The organism is Pseudorhodobacter sp., assembly GCF_034675685.1.
Classification (GTDB): Bacteria; Pseudomonadota; Alphaproteobacteria; order Rhodobacterales; family Rhodobacteraceae; genus Pseudorhodobacter.
Window position 1 is genome coordinate 66,303 of record NZ_JAUCDA010000005.1, and the last position, 23,874, is coordinate 90,176.

General features: G+C 59.9%; 20 protein-coding genes and 1 tRNA gene. 14 read left to right on the forward strand and 7 right to left on the reverse strand.

What is annotated here, in order from left to right; all coding sequences use genetic code 11:
• Positions 1-11 precede the first annotated feature (11 nt).
• Together VDP61_RS06305 and VDP61_RS06310 are read left to right on the forward strand one after the other, a co-directional pair.
• Positions 12-458, forward strand: coding sequence for a hypothetical protein (locus tag VDP61_RS06305; RefSeq protein WP_323006100.1), 447 nt, complete (start codon positions 12-14; stop codon positions 456-458).
• 66 nt (positions 459-524) lie between these two features.
• A complete protein-coding gene (locus VDP61_RS06310; RefSeq protein ID WP_323006101.1) occupies positions 525-1,145 on the forward strand; it encodes a flavin reductase family protein in 621 nt (206 codons plus the stop codon).
• 122 nt (positions 1,146-1,267) lie between these two features.
• Here the strand turns inward: VDP61_RS06310 and VDP61_RS06315 are convergent, their stop codons facing one another.
• From VDP61_RS06315 to VDP61_RS06325, 3 genes are read right to left on the reverse strand one after another with little or no spacing between them, the layout of a single operon-like run.
• Positions 1,268-2,167: a DMT family transporter gene (locus VDP61_RS06315; RefSeq protein WP_323006102.1), complete on the reverse strand. Its 900-nt coding sequence runs from the start codon at positions 2,165-2,167 to the stop codon at positions 1,268-1,270.
• Between the two features lies 1 nt (position 2,168).
• Positions 2,169-4,508 carry a PIG-L family deacetylase gene (locus VDP61_RS06320; RefSeq protein ID WP_323006103.1) on the reverse strand — a complete coding sequence of 780 codons (2,340 nt, stop codon included), beginning with the start codon at positions 4,506-4,508 and terminating at the stop codon, positions 2,169-2,171.
• Positions 4,499-5,749 (reverse strand): ROK family transcriptional regulator, encoded by a 1,251-nt coding sequence (locus tag VDP61_RS06325; protein WP_323006104.1) that lies wholly within the window; start codon positions 5,747-5,749, stop codon positions 4,499-4,501. Before VDP61_RS06325 ends, VDP61_RS06320 begins: the two co-directional genes overlap by 10 nt.
• 125 nt (positions 5,750-5,874) lie before the next feature.
• On the opposite strand from VDP61_RS06325, the gene VDP61_RS06330 reads away from it, so the two are divergent.
• The 7 genes from VDP61_RS06330 (at position 5,875) to VDP61_RS06360 (ending at position 13,318) form a co-directional block, all read left to right on the forward strand.
• On the forward strand, positions 5,875-7,131 hold the full coding sequence (locus tag VDP61_RS06330; protein ID WP_323006105.1) for an extracellular solute-binding protein: 1,257 nt from the start codon (positions 5,875-5,877) through the stop codon (positions 7,129-7,131).
• 81 nt (positions 7,132-7,212) lie between these two features.
• The gene (locus VDP61_RS06335) at positions 7,213-8,109 is read left to right on the forward strand and encodes a sugar ABC transporter permease (RefSeq protein WP_323006106.1); all 897 of its coding nucleotides are present in this window, start codon (positions 7,213-7,215) and stop codon (positions 8,107-8,109) included.
• The gene (locus VDP61_RS06340; protein ID WP_323006107.1) at positions 8,106-8,987 is read left to right on the forward strand and encodes a carbohydrate ABC transporter permease; all 882 of its coding nucleotides are present in this window, start codon (positions 8,106-8,108) and stop codon (positions 8,985-8,987) included. Before VDP61_RS06335 ends, VDP61_RS06340 begins: the two co-directional genes overlap by 4 nt.
• Positions 8,984-10,471: an argininosuccinate lyase gene (gene argH / locus VDP61_RS06345; protein ID WP_323006108.1), complete on the forward strand. Its 1,488-nt coding sequence runs from the start codon at positions 8,984-8,986 to the stop codon at positions 10,469-10,471. Before VDP61_RS06340 ends, argH begins: the two co-directional genes overlap by 4 nt.
• 3 nt (positions 10,472-10,474) lie before the next feature.
• Complete coding sequence (locus tag VDP61_RS06350) at positions 10,475-11,524, forward strand: sn-glycerol-3-phosphate ABC transporter ATP-binding protein UgpC (protein WP_323006109.1); 1,050 nt, start codon at positions 10,475-10,477, stop codon at positions 11,522-11,524.
• 126 nt (positions 11,525-11,650) lie between these two features.
• Entirely contained in the window at positions 11,651-12,445 is a 795-nt protein-coding gene (locus tag VDP61_RS06355; RefSeq protein ID WP_323006110.1) for a carbohydrate kinase family protein, read from the forward strand.
• 177 nt (positions 12,446-12,622) lie between these two features.
• Positions 12,623-13,318 carry a hypothetical protein gene (locus VDP61_RS06360; protein WP_323006111.1) on the forward strand — a complete coding sequence of 232 codons (696 nt, stop codon included), beginning with the start codon at positions 12,623-12,625 and terminating at the stop codon, positions 13,316-13,318.
• A 48-nt stretch (positions 13,319-13,366) separates the two neighbouring features.
• Here the strand turns inward: VDP61_RS06360 and VDP61_RS06365 are convergent, their stop codons facing one another.
• Positions 13,367-15,691 carry a Tex family protein gene (locus VDP61_RS06365; RefSeq protein WP_323006112.1) on the reverse strand — a complete coding sequence of 775 codons (2,325 nt, stop codon included), beginning with the start codon at positions 15,689-15,691 and terminating at the stop codon, positions 13,367-13,369.
• A 239-nt stretch (positions 15,692-15,930) separates the two neighbouring features.
• Positions 15,931-16,007, reverse strand: a tRNA-His gene (locus tag VDP61_RS06370).
• A gap of 113 nt (positions 16,008-16,120) precedes the next feature.
• On the opposite strand from VDP61_RS06370, the gene VDP61_RS06375 reads away from it, so the two are divergent.
• Positions 16,121-16,330 (forward strand): DUF6324 family protein, encoded by a 210-nt coding sequence (locus tag VDP61_RS06375; protein WP_323006113.1) that lies wholly within the window; start codon positions 16,121-16,123, stop codon positions 16,328-16,330.
• 42 nt (positions 16,331-16,372) lie between these two features.
• Here VDP61_RS06375 and VDP61_RS06380 read toward each other — a convergent pair whose 3' ends face one another.
• The gene (locus VDP61_RS06380; protein ID WP_323006114.1) at positions 16,373-16,837 is read right to left on the reverse strand and encodes an MmcB family DNA repair protein; all 465 of its coding nucleotides are present in this window, start codon (positions 16,835-16,837) and stop codon (positions 16,373-16,375) included.
• 217 nt (positions 16,838-17,054) lie between these two features.
• Here VDP61_RS06380 and VDP61_RS06385 point away from each other — a divergent pair, with 217 nt between their 5' ends.
• Positions 17,055-19,067, forward strand: a complete 2,013-nt coding sequence (locus VDP61_RS06385; RefSeq protein ID WP_323006115.1) for a M3 family metallopeptidase — start codon at positions 17,055-17,057, stop codon at positions 19,065-19,067.
• Positions 19,068-19,118: 51 nt separating this feature from the next.
• Here VDP61_RS06385 and VDP61_RS06390 read toward each other — a convergent pair whose 3' ends face one another.
• Complete coding sequence (locus VDP61_RS06390; protein ID WP_323006116.1) at positions 19,119-20,084, reverse strand: GlxA family transcriptional regulator; 966 nt, start codon at positions 20,082-20,084, stop codon at positions 19,119-19,121.
• A gap of 72 nt (positions 20,085-20,156) precedes the next feature.
• Here VDP61_RS06390 and VDP61_RS06395 point away from each other — a divergent pair, with 72 nt between their 5' ends.
• The 3 genes from VDP61_RS06395 to VDP61_RS06405 are packed head-to-tail and all read left to right on the forward strand — an operon-like array spanning position 20,157 to position 23,736.
• Complete coding sequence (locus tag VDP61_RS06395) at positions 20,157-21,071, forward strand: 3-keto-5-aminohexanoate cleavage protein (RefSeq protein ID WP_323006117.1); 915 nt, start codon at positions 20,157-20,159, stop codon at positions 21,069-21,071.
• 42 nt (positions 21,072-21,113) lie between these two features.
• Complete coding sequence (locus VDP61_RS06400) at positions 21,114-22,568, forward strand: carnitine 3-dehydrogenase (protein WP_323006118.1); 1,455 nt, start codon at positions 21,114-21,116, stop codon at positions 22,566-22,568.
• A gap of 4 nt (positions 22,569-22,572) precedes the next feature.
• Positions 22,573-23,736, forward strand: a complete 1,164-nt coding sequence (locus VDP61_RS06405; RefSeq protein WP_323006119.1) for an acyl-CoA dehydrogenase family protein — start codon at positions 22,573-22,575, stop codon at positions 23,734-23,736.
• Positions 23,737-23,874: the final 138 nt, after the last annotated feature.

Sequence of the window (23,874 nt, forward strand, 5' to 3'; positions counted from 1 at the left end):
GGAGAGACGTTATGGCTGATGGTTTGCCCCCGATGGAAATGGACTTCGGAGCCAATGGCGCGCCGATAGTGATTGTAGAACAGGCCGAAGTCGGCGATGTGGCAGGCCTGCTTACCGCCGCCCCCGCGTTGATGGAGCCGAAATGGGTATTTGCGCTGGCGCAGATGTCCAATCATTTGGCGCAGGGCGAAAGCTATGAGCTGATCGTGGATGTGGCGGCGTTCAAGGCGGATTACATGGCCGCCTATGAGGCCGAAGACCCCGATGAGGATGTGGCCCCCGGTGCCATACGGCTGCATAATTTTGGCATCCCGGATTTTGACGCGATGCAACCGCCAAGAATGGAGGGGAATACGCTGGTGTTTTTCGCGGAAAATATCTTTATGGGGATACCGTATCGCGCCGTGATGCAGCCCGGTGGCCAGCCGGTCTATGAGCCGGTGGCGATGGTGCAATAAGCCTTGGGGCTGGCGCAGGGTTGGAAAATGAATAGACTTGGCCCAAACAGAAAAGGGTTGGGCTGAATGTTGTTCGAATTTGATAAAATTGCGCCAGAGATCAGCTATAAGCTTCTTACCTCTACCATCACGCCGCGCCCGATTGCATGGGTCAGCACCCTGGGTGCGAACGGTGTGGTAAACGCCGCGCCCTATAGTTTTTTCAATGCGATGGGGCACACGCCACCAACTGTCGCGATCGGCTTGGTGCGTGATGCGGCCCGAGGATGGAAAGATACCGCGCGCAACATTCTGGAGACTGCCGAGTTTGTTGTAAATCTTGTCCCTGAAGAACTGGCGCAGGCGATGAATAAAACAAGTGCGGCGCTGGGGCCAGAGGTGAGCGAATTGGAACTGGCGGGGCTGGAGACGGCCCCCTCAGGCCATATCAAGCCACCACGGATTGCGGCGGCCCCGGTTTCGTTTGAATGTGTGATGCTGTCATCTGTGATTACGGGCCCGATGCAGACCATTGTGATTGGCCGTGTCGTCGCGGCACATATTGATGATGCCGTGGTTTTGGACGCGGCGCGTGGATATATTGATACGCCCGCGCTGGGCCTGATTGGCCGGATGCATGGCGCAGGTTGGTATGCGCGCAGCACAGATCTGTTTCAGTTGAAACGACCTGAAAACCCTGAGGCGTAACGCTTTCGGGCTTGGCCCCGGCGTGTGAAAAAGGTTTGGAATAGATGTGTTCCGCCGTGTTTTCCAAGTCAGGTCGCACTGGCCCACACTGGCGCAACACCCTCTGGCCCTTTCGCAAGGGTTCAGGGGCGTTTACGTTTCTGCCCTGCCATCAGGGCCGCGCCAATGATAAGGGCTGCGCCGAAATAAAGGCCGGTTGTGGGAATTTCAGCAAAAACGAAATAGCCGATCGAGACCGAGAGGAGCAGTGAAAAATAGCCCAAGGGGGCGATAACGCCCGCCTCGGCCCAGTAATGCGCCCGCATGAAACAAAACTGCGCGGTTTGGGAAAACAACCCGATCAAGATCAGGATCGGCCAATGCGCGCCGGGGGCTTGCCAAAAATAGAGCGCAGGAACCGCGCTGACAAGCGAGAGGCCGGCAGTTTGCCAGATCATTTGGGCCAGTGCATCCTCATTGCGCATGCGGCGCAGGATGATCACGGCAATGGTGCCCGCGATAACGGATGCAAAAAGGGCGGCAAGGCCCGAGGCATATCCGCTGCCAAGGCTTGACGGATCAACCGCGATCACCACGCCTATAAGGCCGATGCCGCCCGCCAGCCATTGCCTGGGGCGGATGCGTTCACTAAGCAGCCATGCGGCAAGGGTCATCATCAACAAGGGCCGGGTAAAGTTGACGGTGGTAAACAGCGCAAATGGCAGTTTCGCCACAGCAAAGAAATTGCCGGTCATGGCGATGGTGGAAAGGAGTGTGCGCAGTATTTGCAGGCCGGGATTGGCAAGCCGGACCATGCCACCATTATAGGCGACGAAGGGCAGCAGCAGCGCCAGCCCAACCAAGGCCCGCACCAGAACGATCTGAATCGGCGGCAGATCCACGCCCAGCGATTTGGCGATGGCAAGCGCCCAGATGTTAAAGCTCATATCCGTGATCAGCCAAATCGCACCGCGTAGGTTATTGCGGGCCGGGCCGTTGTCTTGTGTGGTTTGCGGTACGGTAAGGCGTGGGATGATGGCCATGTCAGCGGATGGGTTCGGTAAGGTTGGCCATCAGGCGGAAAGCGCCGGGCACCAGAGCCTCCATTTGCAGATGCAACACAAGGGCGCAGTGATGGTGCTGGCCCTTGCCAAAGTGGCCAGTCAGCAGCGCGCCTTTATGTGGGGCCTCGCCTTTATCGGCCATTTGCAACAGCGGTTTGTAAGCGGCATCCCAGCTTTTGGCGAAATACAGGCCACGCTCCTTGACCCAGCCGTGCCAATCATCGGCTGTGATTTTGTTGGGGCTGTTCAGCAGCGGATGATCGGGGATCAGAGGGGTAACTGGGGCTGCCTCATCCGTGACGCGGTAGCGCAGGCTGGGTTTGCCGATTTCCAGCGGTGCGGGGGCGGTATGGCGAATATCCCAATTGTCCCAGGGGCGGTGATACAGCGTCAGCAGCGTGCCGCCGTTTCGTACCCATTGGTGGATGGCAGGCATCAGCGCGGCAAGCGCAGGGCGGAAGCGCAGGGCAAAAATGCCGATTACAAGGCTGTCATATTCGGCAAGTGACGACGCGGTCAACGCCGTGTCGGGCAGGGCCGTCACATCGGCACCCATGGCGTGCAGCCAGTGATCTACGCGGTCATTGCCGCCGCCGATATAGGCGATGCGGCCCTTTGGCAGGGCAACCTCGGCCACACGCAAGCGCAGGGTGGCAGGGGCGGGCAGGATGAGGGGGCCGGTATGGCTGTGGTTGATTTGGGTGACGGTCTGGGCGGGCTGGCCGTCCAGGCTGACGGGCAGGCTGTACAGGGCAGGTTGGGGTGTGTCGGGGGTTAACCTGAGGCCCTCGGCTGTACGGGTTTGGGTGAAGCCTGCGGGGATTTCAAGGCGTGCATCCTGGGTCAGGCGCAGCGCGATCGGGCGCGGGGCGCTGCTGTTGAGGAAGACGGCGGCGGGCGCTATGGCGGCTTGCAGCCTTGGCAGCACCAGCAATTGCTGGTCTGGTGGCAGGTGCAAAGTGGTGCTGAGGCCCTGATATTCCAGCGTGACGGCAACGGCGACCGGGCCTTGGGGGGCGTGGGCGTGGTGAACCATCGGGTAGGGGGTAAAGGCTGGGGCATCCTTTGGCAGGGTAATGCTGGTATCGGTGCTGTGCCAGCCTTTGGGCAGGTGCCAGGCGGCGCTGGTTTTGCAGGTGTGGTCCGGGGTGATCAGGGCCAGCGTGGCCCCGATGGTTTGCCCCGGTTCGGCGTGATCGACGGCAAGCCGCGCGGTCAGGCGCGCGCCTGCCGCAAGATAGATCACGCGCGCCAGTTGCGCTGCGGTGCGGTCAAGCCGGTGCAGGGCGTAGCTTTGATTGCGGTCCTGGCACTGGCGGCGGGTGGTTTCAATATGGGGCAGCGCCATGAAGGCGTGATGCAGCACCGCCTTGCTATCGGGAAACGCGGCGACACAGGCCACCAACTGCGCATCCAACGGCGTAGCCCCTGCATTGCCGGGCAGCAGCTCGGTATAGGAATTGGGCAGATTGTTGGTGATTGCGCCGTGTTTGCCGGTTAGATCCGGGCCGACCATGCTGCGAACCAGATGCAGCGGCCAGCCTTTCGGCTCTTTCCCGCCGGTCCAATGGCCCATGCCTTGGGTGGCGTGAAAGGCGCGGGCCTGCTCGCCGATCTCGGCCCATGTCCAGCCCGAGGGTGGCTCATGCCCCGCGCCCGGAATTTCGACGGTTGTGCGGGGGGGCGGCAGATCATCATCATAGGCATCACCCGCGCCCGACCACGCGGGCAGGTAAAGTTTGGCCACCTGCCACGGCGCGCCTGCGGCCTTGAAATCGGGGTCGGCGGCGGCGTCCATCGCCTCATGCGCGGCCTGGGTCATGGCGCGGTGGTGGCCGTGCTGGCCGGGGACATCAAGAAAAGTGGGGCAAAGAATATCGGGGCGGTCGGCGCGGATCGCCTCGACCAGCCGGCGCAGGGTATGGGCGTGGCCCCATTTGCCAAGGGTTTCTGTGCCGGATTTGGAAAAGCCGAAATCGGTGATCGGATCGGAAGGTGTATCAGACAGCCAATACATCGACAGGCCCAGCACATCGGCAGCGGCGTGCATTTCGGCCGTGCGCAGGGTTCCAAGGGCGGCCCCCGCCTCGCGGCCGATATCGTTTTGCCCGCCTTCGCCGCGGGTAGAGCAGACATAGGATATCGACAGCCCGTCGCGATAGGTCAGGGCGGCAAGCATGCCGCTGATCTCATCATCCGGGTGCGCGCCCGAGTTCATGAATCGCACAAGGCCGCGCAAAGGTTGCAACGCGCGCCACAGCATCAGACCCGAGGGCTGGGTGGATTGGGCGCGAATACGGGCGGCATCGGTCAAGGGCATTGGGGCGTTTCCATTCGGAGGGTGTCAGGGGGGGCGGAGTTGTGTTTGTGCGCCTCCAGGCGGGGGGTCACGATATCATGGATCACAAGGGCGGCAGCGCCAAGCGCCGCCGTCAGCCGCCCCGAGGTGCCACGCGCCACGCGCGGCCTGCTGCGATCTGCACGGCGCGCGACCGAGCCGGGGGGAAGGCTGAGGCGGGCTATCAACTGGTCAATCAGCGCATCGGGCAGCGCGCCCCCCAGCAAGGTGCATTGTGGATCAAACAGGTTTTCCAACATGCCAATCGCGCGTGAAAGCGCCTCGGCGGCGATCCCCAGCCAGACGAGAAGATCAGGATCTTGCGCGGCCAGCAGGCGAATAAGCGTGGCATCGGTGCCGGTGGTATCGGGTGGCAGATGCCCCCGTGCGATCAGATGGCGTTGCACCGAAACCCGGCTGACATATTGCTCCAGGCAGCCGGAATTGCCGCAATCGCAGGGCAAGCCGCCGGGGTGAATGATGACATGGCCAACCTCGCCCGCGTTGCCAAAAGCGCCGCGCAGCGGGTGGTCTTGCACCACAACGCCCAGCCCAAGGCCAGAGCCGAAATAAAGAAACGCATAGGAAGACAGGCCCTGCGCCGCGCCGCCCATGCCCTCGGCCAGTGCCGCTGCCGTGGCGTCTTTATCAATATGGACCGGCAGGCCAAGGGCGGCTTGGGCCATTGCCGGGATTTTCGCCGGGTCCCAGCCGGGCAAGGCCGTGGCACCGGCCACACTAAGCCCCTCGACACCAAAAGGGCCGGGAATCACCAGCCCCGCCCCCAGAATCCTTGTGGTTTTGGTTTGCGCCGTCGCGTCTTGCGCCAGCGCGGCCATTTGCGCCAGAACAGTGGCGGGATCGGTTTGCGTCAGCCGGATCTGCCGCGAGGTCAGCGCCCTGCCGCCAATATCGGTCAGCACCATGGTCAGCGTGTCGGGCCGCACCTCAAACCCGAAAGCCGCAGCGCCCGAGGGGTTGAACGCATAAAGCACAGGCGGTTGGCCGCGCGCAGATGCGCGGCGACCGGCGGGCACAACAAGGCCCTCTGCCTCCAGCTCGGCCACCAGATTGGACACGGTCTGAGTCGAAAGCCCCGAAGCCCTGGCAATCTCGGCCCGCCCCGCGGACCGGCCCCAAAGATACCCCAAGACCACCCGACGGTTGTGCAGCTTGGTCTTTTCGGCGTTTTTTCCGGCGATTTGTTGGGGATGAAAGGACACTGGGCAACCTTAACTCAAAACATTTGAATAAAGTATTGATCTTTGGCAGGAAGCCGTCAACACTTGCTTGAAATAAACATGCCTGGCCGGTCACGGCACGGGGTTGCACAAGGGAGACGGCAAAGATGAAAGCACTTAAGACGTTTACATATGCTGCGGCGACCAGCCTTGCGGCGCTGATTGCGGCGGCCCCGGCCCAAGCGGTAGAGATCGAGTATTGGCAGTATATCTTTGACGCACGAATCACGGCGATGGATGTGCTGATCGACAATTTCCAAAAGGCGAACCCGGATATCACGGTCAAGCAAAGCACCTTCCCCTATGCCGATTACCGCACCAAGGTCGCCGCCGCCATTCCGGCCGGCGAGGGGCCGGATGTGGTGCAGCTATTTTACGGCTGGCTGAATGATTATGTTCAGGCAGATCTGATCCAACCATTGCCCGCCGACAAATTCCCGGCAGAGAAGATCGAGGCCGAATTCTTCCCCATGGTCCGCGCGATGAAGATGAACGGGCAGTATATGGCGCTGCCGACGGCGGTGCGCTCGCTTGCGCTGTTCTACAACAAGCGGATGTTCAAGGAAGCCGGGATCGAGGCACCGCCCGCCACGCTGGATGAATTGGTCGAAATGGCCGCCAAAATGACCACCAAGGACGGCGCGGGCAATATCACCGCCGAGGGGTTGACCAGCGGCATGACCGCGCAAGACCACCATTGGCTGCGTGAGGTGCTGGTGCGCCAGTTCGGCGGCGCGCCCTATTCCGACGACAACAAGACCGTGACCTATAACACCGATGCCGGGGTTGCCGCGCTACAGTTCTATACCGATTTGCAGCAAAAACATGGTGTTACCAGCGATACCTTCATGGATGAGCCGCAGGCCGCGTTCAAGGCGGGGCGTGCGGGGATGCATATTGACGGCTCTTTCCGGATTGGGGCGCTGAAGGATACGCGCGGGCTTGATTGGGGGGTCGCGGAATTGCCCGCGGGGCCGGATGGCAGCAAGTCGAACTATGCCAGCTATTGGGTGAACGCGATCACGACCAAGGCGCAGGGCGAAAAATATGACGCCTCGGTCAAGTTCATGGAATATATCACCAGCGATGAGGCAATGCAGATCTGGCTGGATACGGTTGGCGAATTGCCCGCGAAACCATCGGCGGCGATGACCGAGGCAAACCTTGCCGACCCGGTGTTCGGGCCGTTTGTGGCGGGGCTTGGCTATGCCCAGACCACCGTTTTCGTTGACGAATCCGGTCAGCGACAGGTTTTGGTGGATGCGGTCAGCCGCATGTTCCTTGAAGGCCAGTCGGCAGCCGATGCGCTGGCGCAGGCCGCCACCGCCGAGCAGGCTATTCTGGACGGCTATTACAACAAGTAAATCCTCCCTGACTTGCGGCCCGGTGCAGCCGGGCCGCTTTTTTTGGGGATGAAACACAGCGTTCGCAAGGGTTTGGGCACCATGTCATTTTATCGCAACCTTTCGATCCGCCAAAAGCAGGTGGTCTGGGCTTGGGGCTTTTTGGCCCTGCCTATCCTGTTTTACTGTGTCATTCGTTTTTACCCGACCTTCAATGCGATCATTCTCAGCTTTCAAAGTTGGAACCTGCTGGGCCCGCGCGAATGGGTAGGGGTCGAAAATTATGTCAAGCTGTGGCATGATCCGGTGTTTTGGAAAGCGTTTCGCAATACTTTCGTGTACCTGATCCTTGGCACGCCGATTTCCCTGGTGCTGAGCTTTGTCATTGCCTGGCAGCTTGATAAAACCCGGCTGCTGCATAGCACGTTGCGGGCGCTGTATTTTCTGCCCTTCCTGACCTCGACCGTGGCGATGGCCTGGGTGTGGCGCTGGTTTTATCAGCCGGTACCGATTGGCTTGTTCAACAACTTCCTTGCCTCCTTGGGCTTTGCGCAGGTCAATTTCCTGAACTCCACCAGCAACGCGCTGCCCGCAATCTTGCTGCCGGCGATCTGGGCGGGGCTTGGCTTTCAGATCATCATCTTCATGGCCGGGCTGCGCGCCATTCCGACAAGCTATTATGAGGCGGCGCGCATTGACGGGGTGTCTGGCTGGACCATCATGCGTGAGATCACGCTGCCGCTGTTGAAGCCGACGATTGTGTTTCTGGTGGTGTTTTCCTCGATCGGGTTCCTGCGGATTTTCGATCAGGTCTTCAACATGACCACCAACAACCCCGGCGGGCCGCTGGATAGTACCAAGCCCTTGGTGTTGATGATCTATCAGACGGCGTTTTCCAGTTTCGACATGGGCTATGCAGCCGCGCAAACCGTGGTTCTGTTCGGGATATTGCTGGTGGTCAGTCTGGTGCAACTGCGCGTGCTAAGGGAAAAACCATGAACGAGATCAGGGCCAGTTCTGAAAGCCTGATGCGGGCGCGCCCCGCCACGCGGACCGCGAAGGGCCCGCGTGACCCTTGGGCGGTGTTGCGCTGGACGCTGCTGGCGATGGGCGCGATCGTGATGGTAATGCCGATTGTCTACATGCTGTCGGCCAGCATCAAATATCCGTTTGAGATGTATGAGCTGAACATCATCCCCAAGGAACCGACCTTTGAGAATTATACCTATGTGCTGTCGGATGGGCGCTTTCTGCGCTGGTTCGGGAACAGCTTTCTGATTGCCACGCTGACCACGCTTTCAGCCGTGTTTTTTGATGCATTGGTCGGCTACGCGCTGTGCAAATTCACCTTTCGGGGGCGGACTTTCGTGTTTATCGCGATCCTGTCGACGCTGATGATTCCGACGGAAATGCTGGTGATCCCGTGGTATCTGATGTCGAAAAGCTTTGGCTGGCTTGATAGCTATTGGGGCATAATGTTCCCCGGCATCATGACCGCTTTCGGCACCTTTCTAATGAAACAGTTCTTTGAAACCGTACCCGATGATTTCCTTGAGGCAGCGCGTATCGACGGGTTGAATGAGTTTCAGATCTGGTGGTCGGTGGCTTTGCCGATGGTCACACCCGCGCTGAGTGCGCTGGCGATCTTCGTGTTCCTTGGCAACTGGACCGCGTTTTTATGGCCGCTGATCGTGACCAACAGCCAAGAGCTTTACACCCTGCCGGTGGGCCTGACGACTTTTAGCGTCGAGCAAGCGGTGGAATGGGAACTGATCATGACCGGGGCGGCCCTGGCCACTATCCCGACGCTGGTCGTGTTTCTGGTGTTTCAGCGGTATATCATTCGCGGCGTGGCAATGGCGGGGCTAAAAGGATGAACGATACCAGTAAATTTCCCGATCCGGCCTATCGCGACACGGTGCTGGAGCCTTTGTTCGATGCCGCCAAGGCGCATTATGCGGGGCCGGTGCGCGCAATCAACCGTGCGCATCTGGTGATGCTGGCCGAAGAAGGCATTTTGCCGCGCGATGTGGCGGGCAAGATCGCCCGTGCGCTGGCCGCGATTGATGCCGAGATCGACCTGAGCACGCTGCGCTATACCGGCGAATATGAGGATTACTTTTTTCTGGTCGAGGCCGAGTTGAAACGCCGACTGGGCCCGGATGTGGCCGGGGCGCTGCATACGGCGCGGTCACGCAATGATATGGACCATACGGTTTTCAAGCTGGTGCTGCGTGAAAAGACGGATGCACTGCTGGCGCAGATGATGGGCCTTGCGCTTGATCTGATGGCGACCGCGCGGCGTGAACGCGATACGCTGATCGTGGCCTATACCCACGGTCAACCCGCGCAACCCACAACCTATGGGCATTATCTGGCCGCAATGATCGAGGTGTTTATCCGCGATGGCCAGCGGCTTTGCGACGCCCGTGAGGTGTTGGATCATTGCCCGATGGGGGCGGCGGCGATCACCACCTCGGGGTTTCCGATCAACCGGCACCGGGTGGCAGAACTGCTTGGCTTTGCCGAACCGCTGCGCAATTCCTACGCCTGTATTGCCGGGGTTGATTATATCACCGGGCTTTATTCGGCAATGAAATTGACCTTCCTGCATCTGGGCCGCGTGGTGCAAGACATGCAGTTTTGGTCTGCGTTTGAGGTGGGGCAACTATATGTGCCCAATTCCTTGGTGCAGATTTCCTCGATCATGCCGCAAAAACGTAACCCGGTGCCGATAGAGCATCTGCGCCATCTGGCCAGCATGACCGTGGGGCGCTGTGATGCGGTGGTGAACACGATGCACAACACGCCCTTTACCGATATGAATGACAGCGAGGGCGAGGTGCAAGTGGCAGGCTACGCCGCGTTTGACAGTGCAACGCGGGTGCTGACGCTGCTGCGCGCGCTGATCCCGGCCTGTTCGATCAGGGCCGATCGGGTGGCGGCAAATATGGATGCAGCCTGCGTGACCGTGACGGAACTGGCGGATACTTTGGTGCGCGGCGATGGGCTGAGCTTTCGGCAAGCGCATGAAATCGCGGCTAAAACAGCGCATGACGTGATTGCGCGCAACGTGCCGCTGGCCAAGGGGTTCGATGCGTTTTCGCTGGCCTTCATTGCGGAAACCGGGCGCAAACCGTCACTGGATGCGGCCGGGTTTGCGGTGGCGGTCAGCGCAGAAAACTTTATCGCGCAGCGCAACCGCTTTGGCGGCCCGGCACCTGCGGCACTGGATGAAGCCTTTGGTCAATATGAATATGAGCTGGCCGAAAGCGTAGAGGTGAACCAGTTACGCCTTGGCCGGGCCGCAACCGCGGTAACCGCGCTGAACGCGGCCTTTGACGCTTTGCTGGTGGAGTAAGAGATGGCAACTGTAAGTTTACGAAACCTTGGCAAGAAATATGGCAAGACCGAGGTGCTGCATGGGGTGAACCTTGACGTGGCGGATGGCGAGTTTGTGGTTTTTGTCGGGCCGTCGGGTTGCGGTAAATCCACCACGCTGCGAATGATCGCCGGGCTGGAGGATGTGACGGCCGGCGAGGTGCTGATCAATGGCGCAGTCGTCAACCACCTGGAGCCCAAAGATCGCAATATCGCCATGGTTTTCCAGAATTACGCGATTTATCCGCATATGACTGTGCGCAAGAATATCGGCTTTGGTCTGCGCCGGTCCAAGATGCCCGCAGCGGATAAAGTGGCGCGGATTGAAGAGGTTGCGGCGCTATTGTCGATGACCGACTATCTGGACCGCAAGCCCGCACAGCTTTCAGGGGGGCAGCGCCAGCGGGTCGCGATTGGCCGCGCGATGGTGCGCGATCCGGCGGTGTTCTTGTTTGATGAGCCGCTGTCGAATCTGGACGCGCAGCTTCGCAGCCAGATGCGGCTTGAAATCAAGAAACTGCATCAGCGCGTTAATACCACGATCATTTTTGTGACCCATGATCAGGTGGAAGCCATGACGATGGCCGACCAAATCGTAATCATGAAGGATGGGCATATTCAACAAGTAGGCACCCCGGCTGAGGTGTTTCATCAGCCAGCGAATATCTTTGTGGCGCAGTTTATTGGTGCGCCGTCGATGAACCTTTTGGCCGGGCGGGTTGTGGCGCAGGGGCTGGAAGTGGCCGGGCGCCATATTGCGCGCAAGACCGGGCGGGAAATCGGTGCGGCGATCACGGTGGGTATCCGCCCGGATGATCTGCGCGTGGGTGACGGACCGGGCAGTTTTGAGGGCCGGGTTTCGGTGTTGGAGCCCTTGGGCGCAGAAACGCTGGCCTATGTCGATATCGGCGGGCAAGAGGTAATTGCCCGCGCCGATGGTCGCAGCCCGCCTGCCTTGGGGGCGGTTGTGCAACTTTTGGTCGCCCCTGAAAACCTGCATTTGTTTGATACCGATGGGGTAGCAATTCGATGACGCGAAGCGAGAAAAGGCAGGCACAGGGCATACAGCATGGGAAACGGGTGCTCTGCACGGGCCGGCTTTATTGTGATCTGGTGATGGGCGGTTTGTCCATGCCCCCCGTCGCCGGGCAAGAGGTTTATGCCGACTCGCTTGTGCTGGCGGCGGGGGGGGGGGGCTTATATTACCGCCGCCTATCTGGCCGCCTTGGGTCGCCATGTAAGTTTGGCCGCCATAATCCCGGCAGAACCGTTTGCGGGCCCGATCATGGCCGAACTTTCGGCGTCGGGAATTGATCTTGCGCCTTGTGTCTATGCCGCAGCAGGGGAGGACCCGCAGATAACAGTGGCCCTGGTGACGGGTGATGACCGGGCCTTTGTAACCCGCCGCAGCGGCCCGGCCTTGCCTGGGGGGCTGGCCGCCCTGATTGCGGAAGGCGGCTATGATCATCTACACATTGGCGAGTTGGCCAGCCTTGTTGAATCCCCCGAGATCGTGGCGGCAGCAAAAGCCATTGGAATGAGCATTTCGGTTGATTGTGCCTGGGATGCCAAGGTGTTGGCGCGGAACGATCTGGTTGCCCTGATGGCCGGGGTTGATATTTTCATGCCAAACCAGATGGAGGCTGAGGCCCTGATGCGGCAGGCCCCTTTGGCAGATTATGCGGCCATAGTCGTGGTGAAAAATGGCAAGGCGGGGGCCGAGGTGTTTGCCAAAGGCGGTCAGCTTGCCCGGCCCGCAGTGCCGGTTGCGGTTGTTGATACCATCGGCGCAGGGGATGCCTTCAATGCCGGCTTTCTGGACCGGTGGCTTGATGATGGCCCCCTGACTGAATGTTTGGACGCAGGGGCGCAAACCGCCTCGGTTGCCTTGGCACGGCAAGGTGGCGCGCGTGGCCTGGGCCGGATTGCGCATTTTCGCGCGACCGCCGAATAGGGCAAGGCCCGATAGCTGAACCATTGGTATCGTGACCAAAGGCTGCGATTGGCGTGCGCGATGGGGCATGACGGAATTTGTCATATCAAACAGGCTTCTCATGCCCGCCATTCAGTGCAAATATAATCAGGCAAGGCTGTAGAGGGTGCAGCCAATATAACCGAAGGAATCGCAACAATGACCTTTAAGTCTCTGACCACCATTCTTGCCTCCACCGCCCTTGTGGGCATGGCGTCACCGATTTTTGCGCAGGATAAATCCGGGGTGAATATGGATGAAACCGCGACTGGTGTACCGGGTGGTGTGGCGCAATACGACATGGCGCAGGGGCTTTATGCGCTGGGCATGACCAACAAGGACCCACTTTTGGCGCTCACAGCGGCCAAGCTTGCTGCCGGTGTGCAGATGACAGATGTCGTGCGAGAGGGCGAACAAAGGGCAGGTGAAGGCGTGACCGCAGAGGACGATGTGGCCGATGCCCCAGCCGATGCCGCAATGATGCTGGCTTCGGCCCGTGAATTTGCGGCAGGGGATGAAACGCTGCTGGGCTTGATCGAGGATGTGGAGGCCGAAGGCGCGCGTGGCCGTATTGGCGGCGCCTCGCGCGAGCTTAGCCGGTTGCCTGCGGGTGCGGTTGATGTCTGGAAAATCCCGTTCTACGGTAACTCCTATGCTGAGATTGGGGTTTCCGGCGATGGTGATGCGCCGCTGTCGGTGCTGGTCACCGATGAAAACGGCAATCGGGTTAGCTGCCCCGCGCGGGTTTATGACAAGTTCTATTGTGACTTCGTGCCTGCGTGGAACGGCTATTTCATCGTGTCGGTCGCGAATAATGGCCGCAAGCGCAACAGCTACTATTTACTGACGAATTGATTGAAATGACGTGAGGAAGGCCCGGTCAAAGGCGACCGGGCCTTTTTTTCACTTGCTGAATTTGCCGCGCAGCGCATCGGCAAAGGGGTTGGCCCCGGCGCTTGATTTCGGTGCGCTTTGCATTTGCGCCGGTTTGGGCGGTGCTTTTTGCGCCACTTTGCCGGCGCTGCGGCGCTCGGTCGCCTGTTCGCGGGCCTCACCGCTGTCTTTCTTCATCGTCAGGCCGATGCGTTTGCGCGGTACATCCACCTCAACCACCCGCACCTTGACCACATCACCGGCTTTTACCACCTCATGCGGGTCGCTGACAAATTTATCGGCAAGCTGGCTGACATGAACCAATCCGTCCTGATGCACGCCGATATCCACAAAGGCGCCAAAGGCGGCGACATTGGTCACGGTGCCTTCCAGCATCATGCCGGGTTTCAGGTCTTTGATGTCATCCACGCCCTCGGCAAAGCTGGCAGTTCTGAATTCCGGGCGCGGATCGCGGCCGGGCTTTTCCAGTTCCAGCAGGATGTCTTTGACCGTGGGCAGACCGAAACGATCATCGACAAATTGCATCGGATCAAGCTGCGCCAGCTTGGAAGAGCCCATCACCTCGCGCAGATCCCGCCCGCAGGCCGAGACGATTTTGCGCGCCACCTCATAGGCTTCGGGGTGGACGGAAGACGCATCAAGCGGCTCGGTTCCGCCAGAAATGCGCAAGAAGCCCGCGGCCTGTTCAAAGGCTTTTGGCCCCAGCCGTGCCACTTTCAGCAAATCGCGCCGTTTGGCAAAGGGGCCGTTGGCGTCACGATGGGCGACAATCGCCTCGGCCAAGCCGGGCCCAACACCCGATACGCGCGCAAGCAAAGGGGCAGAGGCGGTGTTCAAATCCACCCCCACGGCATTCACCGCGTCCTCGACAACCGCTTCCAGCGAACGCCCCAGACGGTGCTGATCGACATCATGTTGATATTGACCGACTCCGATCGCTTTAGGTTCGATTTTGACAAGTTCAGCCAGCGGATCCTGCAATCTTCGGGCGATTGAAACAGCGCCGCGGATTGATACGTCCAAGTCAGGGAATTCCTTCGCGGCCAATTCCGAGGCGGAATAAATCGAAGCACCGGCCTCGGACACGATAACTTTGGTGGGCTTGTTGGCTGTGGCGGGCAAGACGGCCAGCAGATCCGCGACCATTTTTTCGGTTTCTCGGGACGCAGTACCGTTCCCGATGGCGATAAACCCAACGCCGTGCTTGCCGATCAGTTGCGCGATGGTGATCTGCGCACCGCGCAGGTCGTTCTTGGGCTGGAACGGATAGACGGTATCGGTTGCCAGCAGTTTGCCCGTGGCATCAATCACACAGACCTTGACCCCGGTGCGGATCCCTGGGTCAAGCCCCATCGTGGCCTTGCCGCCCGCCGGAGCAGCCAATAGCAAGTCCTTGAGGTTGCGGGCAAAAACACGAATTGCCTCAGTCTCGGCCCGCTCGCGCAGATCGCCCATCAGGTCCAGGGTCAGGCTGGTTTTAAGCTTGATACGCCAGGCCCAGGCTGCAACCTCACGCAACCAGACATCCCCCTTGGCGGTGCTGCCTGCTTGCAGGGCCGCGCCGCAACTGACCTCGCAGGGCGATTGGCCGCGGGGCGCGTCTGGATCAATTTCCAGATCAAGCGTCAAAAAACCTTCATTCCGACCGCGTAGCATGGCCAGTACCCGGTGCGAGGGGGCGGAATGCCAGGGTTCGGAATGGGTGAAGTAGTCGGAAAATTTGGCGCCCTCTGCCTCTTTGCCCGCAACGCCGGTGGCGGCCAGCCGACCCACGGCTTTCATATGTGCGCGCAGCTTGCCCAAAAGGGCTGCGTTTTCGGCCAACCCCTCGGCGATGATATCGCGTGCGCCTTCAAGGGCCGCCTTGGTATCGGGAACCTCAGCAGTCAGATAAGCCCCGGCCAAAGCCTGCGGATCAGCGCTGCGGTCGGCCAGAATACCCTCGGCCAAGGGGCCAAGCCCGTGTTCGCGGGCAATCATGGCGCGGGTGCGGCGCTTGGGCTTGTAGGGCAGGTAAATATCTTCGAGTTCGGCCTTGGTCACGGCTTTTGTGATGTCGGCGCTCAGGCCCTCTGTCAGCTTGCCCTGTTCCTTGATCGAGGACAGAATCGCTGCCCGTCGCGTCTCAAGCTCTCGCAAATAGATCAGGCGTTCTGCGAGGGTGCGCAGTTGGGTGTCATCAAGGCCGCCGGTCACTTCCTTGCGGTATCGTGCCACGAAAGGTACGGTCGCCCCCCCGTCCAGAAGGTCAACAGCGGCGCTGACCTGATCAGGATTTGCCCCGATTTCCAAGGCGATAAGACGATTGAGACGGTTGGCGAGATCTGGGGTCATGGTATTCCGGTTCCAAAAGGGGACGCCGAACCATAGCCAGCCCTTACGCCGGGGCCAAGGGTCTAGATAAGGGGAATCAGCGGCACGCCGTTACCGCAGGCGCAAAGCAGGGTCAAAATTCCGAAGGCGAACAGGTATTTCATGGCAGGTCCCCAGTATGATCAGCCTTATGCTAAGCCTGTTTATGAGTGAGCGAAAGCGAAAAGACTTGGCGCAATCGCTAACCAGATTTGGGGGGATGGTACCACGTCCCCGGCTCGAACGGGGGACCTCTTGATCCACAATCAAGCGCTCTAACCAACTGAGCTAACGCGGCACTGGTGGCGATTTAGACCGGGTTTCAGATGAATGCAAGACCCTTTGCGATGCTTGTCAGGCGCACGGGTTCAGTTTATGCCGGAAAAACCGGGTTGGATAAGGAATTACGGCATGGGTATCGACAAACAAAGCGACGTGGCGGCCAATTTGCAAATCGGGCCGACGAGCCTTGGGATGGTCAGAATTTATGTCGAGGGCGAAGGTGTGGATTTGCCCTTGGACTTTGACCCTGATGAGGCGGAAGAGATCGCCGAGGAGCTGCGGGCAGCAGCGGCGCAGGCACGGGCCATGGGGACGGGAAAAGGCCCGAAAAAGCGGTGATTTGCGCCCGGGGGCCTTTGCACATTCTGCGACTGGCAAGGATCAAGGCAAACCGCTTTGGTTTGCCATTCGGCCCAGCACCGTGGCGGGGCCGGGATCACGCAGGGCCTGCAGCCGTTGGGCGGCCGTGCGGGCAAAGATTTGCGTGACAGATTTGCGTCTTGCCCCGGCAAGTTTGGATTCCGGGGCCATTCGAACCAAATGCGCATCATAATCATCGGCAAGGATCAGCCCGGTCTTGTCGGGTAATAATTCGGTAGGGAAGGCGGTGTCTACCGCCCAGAAAAACCTGTCACACCATGCCAGATACCCCTGCCATTTGTGGTCTGTCTGAAAGTCGCTGCGCGAGGATTTGCATTCCACCACCCAAATCTCTCCCCTTGGGCCAAGCGCCATGATATCGACGCGCAGGCCAGATGTTGGCAGCAGCTCTTCGACGCAGGCAAAGCCAAGCGAGATGAGATGGCGACAGGTACCACGTGCAAGCTTTTGGCCGGGAGTGAGCATGGGCGATCTTTGATCTATTGGGGGCCAATTGTGAACGAAAGTGGAACATTCTGCAAGGGGCCGGGCGCATCTTGCCACTAATCCTGCAATTGGGCCGCGCAGCCAGGGACGATTCGGTGCAACCATGCCAGCCCGCTCGCTCTGCCCGCCCGCTCTGCCCGCCCGCTCTGGACGAATGGCGGCTGCCTGCCTAGTTTACGCGACAAAGGAGACACCCATGACCAACCCGCTCTTGTCCGAATGGACTGCTGAATTCGCTCTTCCGCCTTTTGCCGACATCAAGGACACTGATTTTGCCCCCGCCTTTGAGGCTGGCCTGACCGAAGCCCGCGCCAATATTGCCGCAATCGCACAAAACCCTGCCGTGCCGGATTTCGCCAATGTGATCGAGGCAATGGAGCTGGCACAAACCACGTTGGACCGGGTGGCGGGGGTATTTTATAACCTCGCCGGGGCCGATAGCACGCCCGTGCGTGAGGCATTGCAGCGTGATCTGGCCCCAAAGCTGAGCGCGTTTTCATCGGAGGTGACCAATAACAAGGCGCTGTTTGCCAGGATTGAGGCGGTTTGGGCGGCGCGTGCGGGGCTGGGGGCCGAGCAGCTTCGTGTGTTGGACCTGTATCGGCGGATGTTCATTCGGTCGGGGGCGCAACTGGACGGTGCTGCTGCGAACCGCTTGACGGCAGTCAAGGGCCGGCTGGCGGTGTTGGGAACCGCATTTTCGCAAAATCTGCTTGCCGATGAGCGCGAGTGGTTTTTGCAAGTGGCCGAAGCTGATCTGGAGGACTTGCCAGAGTTCGTGATTGCGAGTGCGCGGGCCGCTGGTTTGGAAAAGGAAGTTTCCGGGCCTGTTATTACCTTGAGCCGCTCGCTTATTGTTCCATTTTTGCAATTTTCGCCACGACGAGAGTTGCGGCAGAAGGCCTATCTGGCCTGGGTGTCGCGGGGCCAGAATGGCAATGCCTATGATAATCGCGCGCTTGCCGCCGAGATTTTGGCACTGCGAGACGAGCGCGCCAAGCTGCTGGGCTATGCCAGCTTTGCCGATTTCAAGCTGGAGCCGGAAATGGCGAAAACGCCCGCCGCCGTCAGGGATTTGCTGATGCGGGTGTGGCAGCCTGCAAAGGCAAAGGCTGAGGCGGATGCAGATATATTGGAGGCGATGATGCTGGCCGAGGGCATCAATGGCCCGTTGGAGCCGTGGGATTGGCGCTATTATTCCGAAAAACGCCGCCGCGCGGAGCATGATCTGGACGAGGCAATCTTGAAGCCCTATCTTTCGCTGGAGGCGATGATCGGGGCCTGTTTTGACTGTGCCAACCGCCTGTTTGGGTTGGAGTTCAGGCGACTGGATGTGGCTTTGTATCACCCGGATGCGCGGGCCTGGGAGGTGACGCGCGGGGGGCAACATATTGCCGTATTCATCGGAGATTACTTTGCGCGGGGGGCAAAACGCTCGGGCGCATGGTGTTCGGCCATGCGCAGCCAGAAAAAGCTGGGCGGCGATGTGCGGCCTCTTGTGGTGAATGTGTGTAATTTTGCCAAGGGAGAGCCTGCGCTGCTGTCCTATGATGATGCGCGAACCCTGTTCCATGAATTTGGCCATGCGCTGCATCAAATGCTGTCGGATGTGACCTATGGGTTTATTTCGGGCACAAGCGTTGCGCGGGATTTCGTGGAACTGCCAAGCCAGCTTTATGAACATTGGCTGGAAGTGCCGGAGGTGCTTGAAAAACACGCCCGCCATGTGGTGACGGGGGAGGCAATGCCTGCCGATCTGTTGAAACGGTTTCTGGCGGCCGGGACCTATGATCAGGGATTTGCCACGGTCGAGTTTTTGGCAAGTGCTTTGGTGGACTTGGCGTTCCATGAGGGTGCAGCCCCCGCCGATCCGATGGCGAAACAGGCCGAGATCTTGGCCGAGATTGGCCTGCCGCCCGCCATTCGGATGCGCCATGCAACACCGCATTTTGCGCATGTGTTTTCTGGCGATGGATATTCCTCGGGTTACTATTCCTACATGTGGTCCGAAGTGATGGACGCTGACGCGTTTGCCGCGTTTGAGGAGACGGGCGATGTATTTGACCCTGTGCTTGCTGCAAGATTGGAAAAATACATCTTGTCTGCAGGCGGGTCGCAGGACGCCGAGGCGCTTTATTTGCAGTTCCGCGGACGCATGCCGGGGGTGGAACCGTTGCTGAAAGGGCGTGGCTTGCTGGATGTTGCGTGATTTCGATTTTTCGACGAAAAATCAGAATTTTCGTCGAAAATTCGCAAGGATTCAGTGGCGCTTGCGCAACTCTGATGGCGACTGGCCGAATTGGCGTTGAAACGCGCGGCTGAGGGTTGACTGGCTGGAAAAGCCGGTCCGCAGCGCGACTTCAGCCAGCGAATGATGCGTGTCTGTAATCAAGCGGCGGGCAGCGGCAAGGCGGAGGCCAAGCGCGTAGGCGGCCGGGCTTTGGTTCAGCGTTTCGCGAAACAGCATTTCCAGGCGGCGGGGCGACAGGCCGAGGTTTCGGGCCAGGGTTGCCATTGATTCAGGGGCGTCGAGCCGCTGTTCCATCCGTGCAATAGCCCCGGCGATGCGCGGGTCCAACCGGGGGCGGTTGGCCTGCATTTGCGGTTCGGAACCGTCGCGTTGGCTGGTCAGAAAGCTGGCAGCAACCTGACGGGCGAGGGCAGGCCCCTGGCGCTGGGCAATCAGGTGCAACATCAAATCGGCGGCGGGGGCGGCACCGCCGGCGGTAAAGCGGTTGCGGTCAATCACGAAACGGTCAGGGGCGACGGTGATTTCTGGGTGGGCGGCGGCGAGATCCTCAAAATCCTCCCAATGCACGGTGGCGCGGTAACCGTTCAGCAGGCCCGCGCGGGCCAGCACCCAAGGGCCCGCATCAATCGCCCCAATGGCAGAAAAACGCGGCGCGGCGCGGCGCAGGGCGGCGATCAGCGGGCGCGTTGCCACCTCGGCCTGTTTGAAGCCAGCGATCACCACCAATACATCAGCCCCCGCCGCCTGTTCCAGCGTGCCCGATGCCGGCAGTTCGATTCCGCAGGTCAACGGCACTGGCCCGCCATCCGGTGACAGCACCCGCCAACGATAGGCTTGTGTGCCGAGGTGTCGATTGGCCGAGCGCATCGGGTCAAGCGTGCTTGCCACCTCCAGGATTGAGGCCTGCGGCAGCACCAGCACCGCGAGAGTCAGCGGAAAAGGGGAAGGGGCGAAAATTGTTGCGGCTTTTGACATGCATCCTTCGTAAATTGCAAAACAGGCTTTGCCAAGCCCGTTAAGCTGCCCAAAATTCAGGAGGAATCACCCATGCCGCTGCAAATGAACCGCGATGTCTTTATCACCTGTGCCGTGACCGGATCGGGCGGCACGCAAGATCGCAGCCCGCATGTGCCACGCTCGCCCCAGCAAATTGCCGAAAGCGCGATTGCGGCGGCAAAGGCCGGGGCGGCGGTGGTGCATTGCCATGTGCGCGACCCGGAAACCGGCAAACCCAGCCGTGACCCCAAGCTGTACCGCGAAGTGACCGAGCGTATCCGCGACAGCGACACCGATGTTGTGTTGAACCTGACCGCCGGGATGGGCGGCGATTTGCTGTTTGATGGCACCGAGAAAATGAACCAGATGGCGGGTAATTCCGACATGGCCGGGGCCGAAGAACGTGTGGCGCATGTGGTCGAATGCCGCCCCGAGATTTGCACGCTCGATTGCGGCACGATGAACTTCAACGAGGCCGATTATGTGATGGTCAACACGCCGGGCATGCTGCGCGATATGGCCAAGCGGATGGTGGCCAGCGGCGTGCGGATAGAGATTGAGGCCTTTGATACCGGGCACCTGTGGCTTGCCAAGGAACTGGCGAAAGAGGGGATCATCCCTGATCCGGTGTTGGTGCAGCTGTGTATGGGCGTGCCATGGGGCGCACCGGATGATCTGAACACGTTTCTGGCGATGGTGAATAATGTGCCGGAAAGCTGGCATTGGTCGGCGTTTTCCATTGGCCGCAACCAGATGGCCTATGTCGCGGCATCGGTATTGGCGGGCGGCAACGTGCGGGTTGGGTTGGAAGATAACCTGTGGCTGGACAAGGGCGTTCTGGCGACCAATGCGCAACTGGTGGAGCGCGCCGTCGGGATTATTGAGGGCATGGGCGCACGGGTGATCACCCCTGCCGAAGTGCGCACGCGGCTGAAGCTGGAAAAACGGGCGCCTTTGCCGAAGTGACGGGCTTTCGCGCGGCAAACATATAGACAAGGGAAAGAGCAGATGGCACGCAAGGCAGCGATTATTGGTGGTGGGGTTATTGGCGGCGGTTGGGCGGCACGGTTCTTGCTGAACGGCTGGAACGTTTCCGTGTTTGACCCGGACCCGGAAGCGGCACGCAAAATCGGCGAGGTTCTGGCCAATGCGCGGGCGGCTTTGCCGGCGCTGTCAGATATTCCTCAGGGGGCAGAGGGTGTGTTGACCATGGCCGACAGCCTGACCGAGGCGGTCGAAGGGGCAGAGTATATTCAGGAATCCGTGTCGGAACGGTTGGAGTTGAAACACCGCGTTTTTGCACAAATCCAACAATCTTGCCCTGATACCCTGATCGGTTCGTCAACTTCCGGCTTTAAACCTTCAGAATTGCAACAAAACGCTGCAAATCCGGCGATGATTTTTGTCGCCCATCCGTTCAATCCGGTTTACCTGCTGCCCCTGGCCGAGGTTGTTCCGTCGCCTGCATCCGACCCGGCCGCGATTGAACGCGCCAAAGAGATTTTGCGCGAAATCGGCATGTTCCCCTTGCATGTGCGCAAGGAAATTGATGCGCATATCGCGGACCGTTTCCTTGAGGCGGTCTGGCGTGAGGCGCTGTGGCTGGTCAAGGATGGGATTGCCACCACCGAAGAAATTGACGAGGCCATTCGCATGGGTTTTGGCCTGCGCTGGGGCCAGATGGGGCTGTTTGAAACCTACCGCGTGGCGGGCGGCGAGGCCGGGATGAAGCATTTTATGGAGCAGTTTGGCCCCTGCCTGCAATGGCCCTGGACCAAGCTGACCGACGTGCCCGAGTTTACCGAGGAATTGGTCGACCTGATCGCCGGGCAATCCGACGCACAATCCGGCCACCACACGATCCGAGAGCTGGAACGCATCCGCGACAGCAACCTTGTCGGCTTTTTGCGCGCGCTGAAGGACCGTGACTGGGGCGCGGGCAAAGTGCTGCGCGAACATGACGCGCGCCGCCGGCTGGCCTATGTTGCAGCGCCGCCATCGGGCGCGCCCATGGTCATGGCGCGGATGCAGGTTTTGCCGTCCTGGATCGACTATAACGGCCATATGACCGAAAGCCGCTATCTGTTTGCCTCATCGGAAACCACGGATGCATTTCTGCGCTTCATCGGCGCGGATATGGAGTATGTGGCGACCGGGTTCAGCTATTACACCGCAGAGTCGCATATCATGCACAAGGGTGAGGCAAAGCTGGGCGACCAGTTGACCGGCGCGCTGCAAGTGCTGGCGGCGGATGAAAAGCGGCTGCATGTGTTCATTTCCATCCAAAAGGATGGGCAGGATGTGGCGACGATTGAGCAGATGCTGCTGCATGTGGATATGAAGGCGGGGCGCACCTGTACGGCGCCACAAGCAATCCTTGACCGCTTGCTGCCGATCGCTGCCGCCCATGCCGATTTGCCGCGCCCGGTTGCCGCAGGCCGCGCCGTCGGACAAAGGAAATAAACCCATGCATTTTGGAATGACCGATGAGCAGCGGATGATCGTGGACACCACCCGCGCCTTTGTGGAAGCAGAGCTTTACCCGCATGAGGCGCTGGTGGAACGCACCGGCCATTTGCCGATGGAGATCATCCGCGAGGTGCAGGCCAAGGCCATCGCGGCGGGGCTTTATGCCGCCAACATGCCCGAAGATGTGGGCGGCGCGGGCCTGGATACGCTGTCATGGTTGCTGTATGAGCGCGAACTGGGGCGGGCCAATTACGCGCTGCACTGGACCTGTGTGGCGCGGCCATCGAATATCTTGCTGGCGGGTACGCAAGAGCAGCGCGAAAAATACCTGCACCCTTGTATTCGCGGCGAAAAATGGGATTGTCTGGCGATGACAGAGCCCGGCGCGGGGTCAGACCTGCGGGGGATGAAAGCCTCGGCGCGGCAAGATGGCGATGATTGGGTGCTGAACGGCACCAAACATTTCATCAGCCACGCCGACATCGCCGATTTCGCCATCGTCTTCATGGCCAGCGGCGAAGAAGACACACCACGCGGCCCCAAGCGCCTGATCACTGCGTTTTTTGTTGATAAGGGCACACCGGGATTCACCGTGCGCGATGGCTATCGCAACGTCTCACACCGTGGTTACACCAACGCAATTCTTGACTTTGACAATTGCCGCCTGCCGGCCTCGCAAGTTCTGGGCGAGGTGCATAAAGGGTTTGAGGTCGCGAATACCTGGCTGGGCGCTACCCGTCTACAAGTCGCGGCCACATCGCTTGGCCGTGCCGACCGGGCCTTGGGCCATTCGGTGCAATATGCCGCCGAGCGCGAGCAGTTTGGGCAGAAGATCGGTAAATTCCAAGGGGTCAGCTTTAAACTGGCCGATATGGCGATGGAACTGAAAGCTGCGGAATTGCTGACCTGGGAGGCCGCCTGGCGGTTTGACGAAGGAAGCGTGACCGAAGCGGATATGTCGATGGCGAAACTGAAAGCCACCGAGGTGCTTGCGATGATCGCGGATGAGGCGATCCAGATTCACGGCGGGATGGGGTTGATGGATGACCTGCCGTTGGAGCGCATCTGGCGCGATGCACGGGTTGAGCGGATTTGGGAAGGCACCTCCGAGATTCAGCGCCACATCATCAGCCGCCAACTTTTGCGGGCGCATGGCGGGTAGGGTTGGGCAGGGGGCCATTCTGGCCCCCGCCTGGCCGGAAGGCCAATGCAGCAAAGGTGCCATTTTCAGAAAAAAATGCACCGATCTGAGGATATTTTCAAACAGAAAAAGTAACGGAGTGTTAACTGTGTTGCGGCA

Bases quoted from the DNA above. Each gene is read 5' to 3' on its own strand.
- VDP61_RS06340 (WP_323006107.1), top strand. From the start codon at position 8,106: ATGAACGAGATCAGGGCCAGTTCTGAAAGCCTGATGCGGGCGCGCCCC.
- VDP61_RS06380 (WP_323006114.1), bottom strand. From the start codon at position 16,837: ATGCTCACTCCCGGCCAAAAGCTTGCACGTGGTACCTGTCGCCATCTC.
- VDP61_RS06400 (WP_323006118.1), top strand. From the start codon at position 21,114: ATGGCACGCAAGGCAGCGATTATTGGTGGTGGGGTTATTGGCGGCGGT.
- VDP61_RS06305 (WP_323006100.1), top strand. From the start codon at position 12: ATGGCTGATGGTTTGCCCCCGATGGAAATGGACTTCGGAGCCAATGGC.
- VDP61_RS06385 (WP_323006115.1), top strand. From the start codon at position 17,055: ATGACCAACCCGCTCTTGTCCGAATGGACTGCTGAATTCGCTCTTCCG.
- VDP61_RS06395 (WP_323006117.1), top strand. From the start codon at position 20,157: ATGCCGCTGCAAATGAACCGCGATGTCTTTATCACCTGTGCCGTGACC.
- VDP61_RS06375 (WP_323006113.1), top strand. From the start codon at position 16,121: ATGGGTATCGACAAACAAAGCGACGTGGCGGCCAATTTGCAAATCGGG.
- VDP61_RS06405 (WP_323006119.1), top strand. From the start codon at position 22,573: ATGCATTTTGGAATGACCGATGAGCAGCGGATGATCGTGGACACCACC.
- VDP61_RS06330 (WP_323006105.1), top strand. From the start codon at position 5,875: ATGAAAGCACTTAAGACGTTTACATATGCTGCGGCGACCAGCCTTGCG.
- VDP61_RS06310 (WP_323006101.1), top strand. From the start codon at position 525: ATGTTGTTCGAATTTGATAAAATTGCGCCAGAGATCAGCTATAAGCTT.
- VDP61_RS06350 (WP_323006109.1), top strand. From the start codon at position 10,475: ATGGCAACTGTAAGTTTACGAAACCTTGGCAAGAAATATGGCAAGACC.
- VDP61_RS06390 (WP_323006116.1), bottom strand. From the start codon at position 20,084: ATGTCAAAAGCCGCAACAATTTTCGCCCCTTCCCCTTTTCCGCTGACT.
- VDP61_RS06315 (WP_323006102.1), bottom strand. From the start codon at position 2,167: ATGGCCATCATCCCACGCCTTACCGTACCGCAAACCACACAAGACAAC.
- argH (WP_323006108.1), top strand. From the start codon at position 8,984: ATGAACGATACCAGTAAATTTCCCGATCCGGCCTATCGCGACACGGTG.
- VDP61_RS06355 (WP_323006110.1), top strand. From the start codon at position 11,651: ATGCCGACTCGCTTGTGCTGGCGGCGGGGGGGGGGGGCTTATATTACC.
- VDP61_RS06320 (WP_323006103.1), bottom strand. From the start codon at position 4,508: ATGCCCTTGACCGATGCCGCCCGTATTCGCGCCCAATCCACCCAGCCC.
- VDP61_RS06360 (WP_323006111.1), top strand. From the start codon at position 12,623: ATGACCTTTAAGTCTCTGACCACCATTCTTGCCTCCACCGCCCTTGTG.
- VDP61_RS06335 (WP_323006106.1), top strand. From the start codon at position 7,213: ATGTCATTTTATCGCAACCTTTCGATCCGCCAAAAGCAGGTGGTCTGG.
- VDP61_RS06365 (WP_323006112.1), bottom strand. From the start codon at position 15,691: ATGACCCCAGATCTCGCCAACCGTCTCAATCGTCTTATCGCCTTGGAA.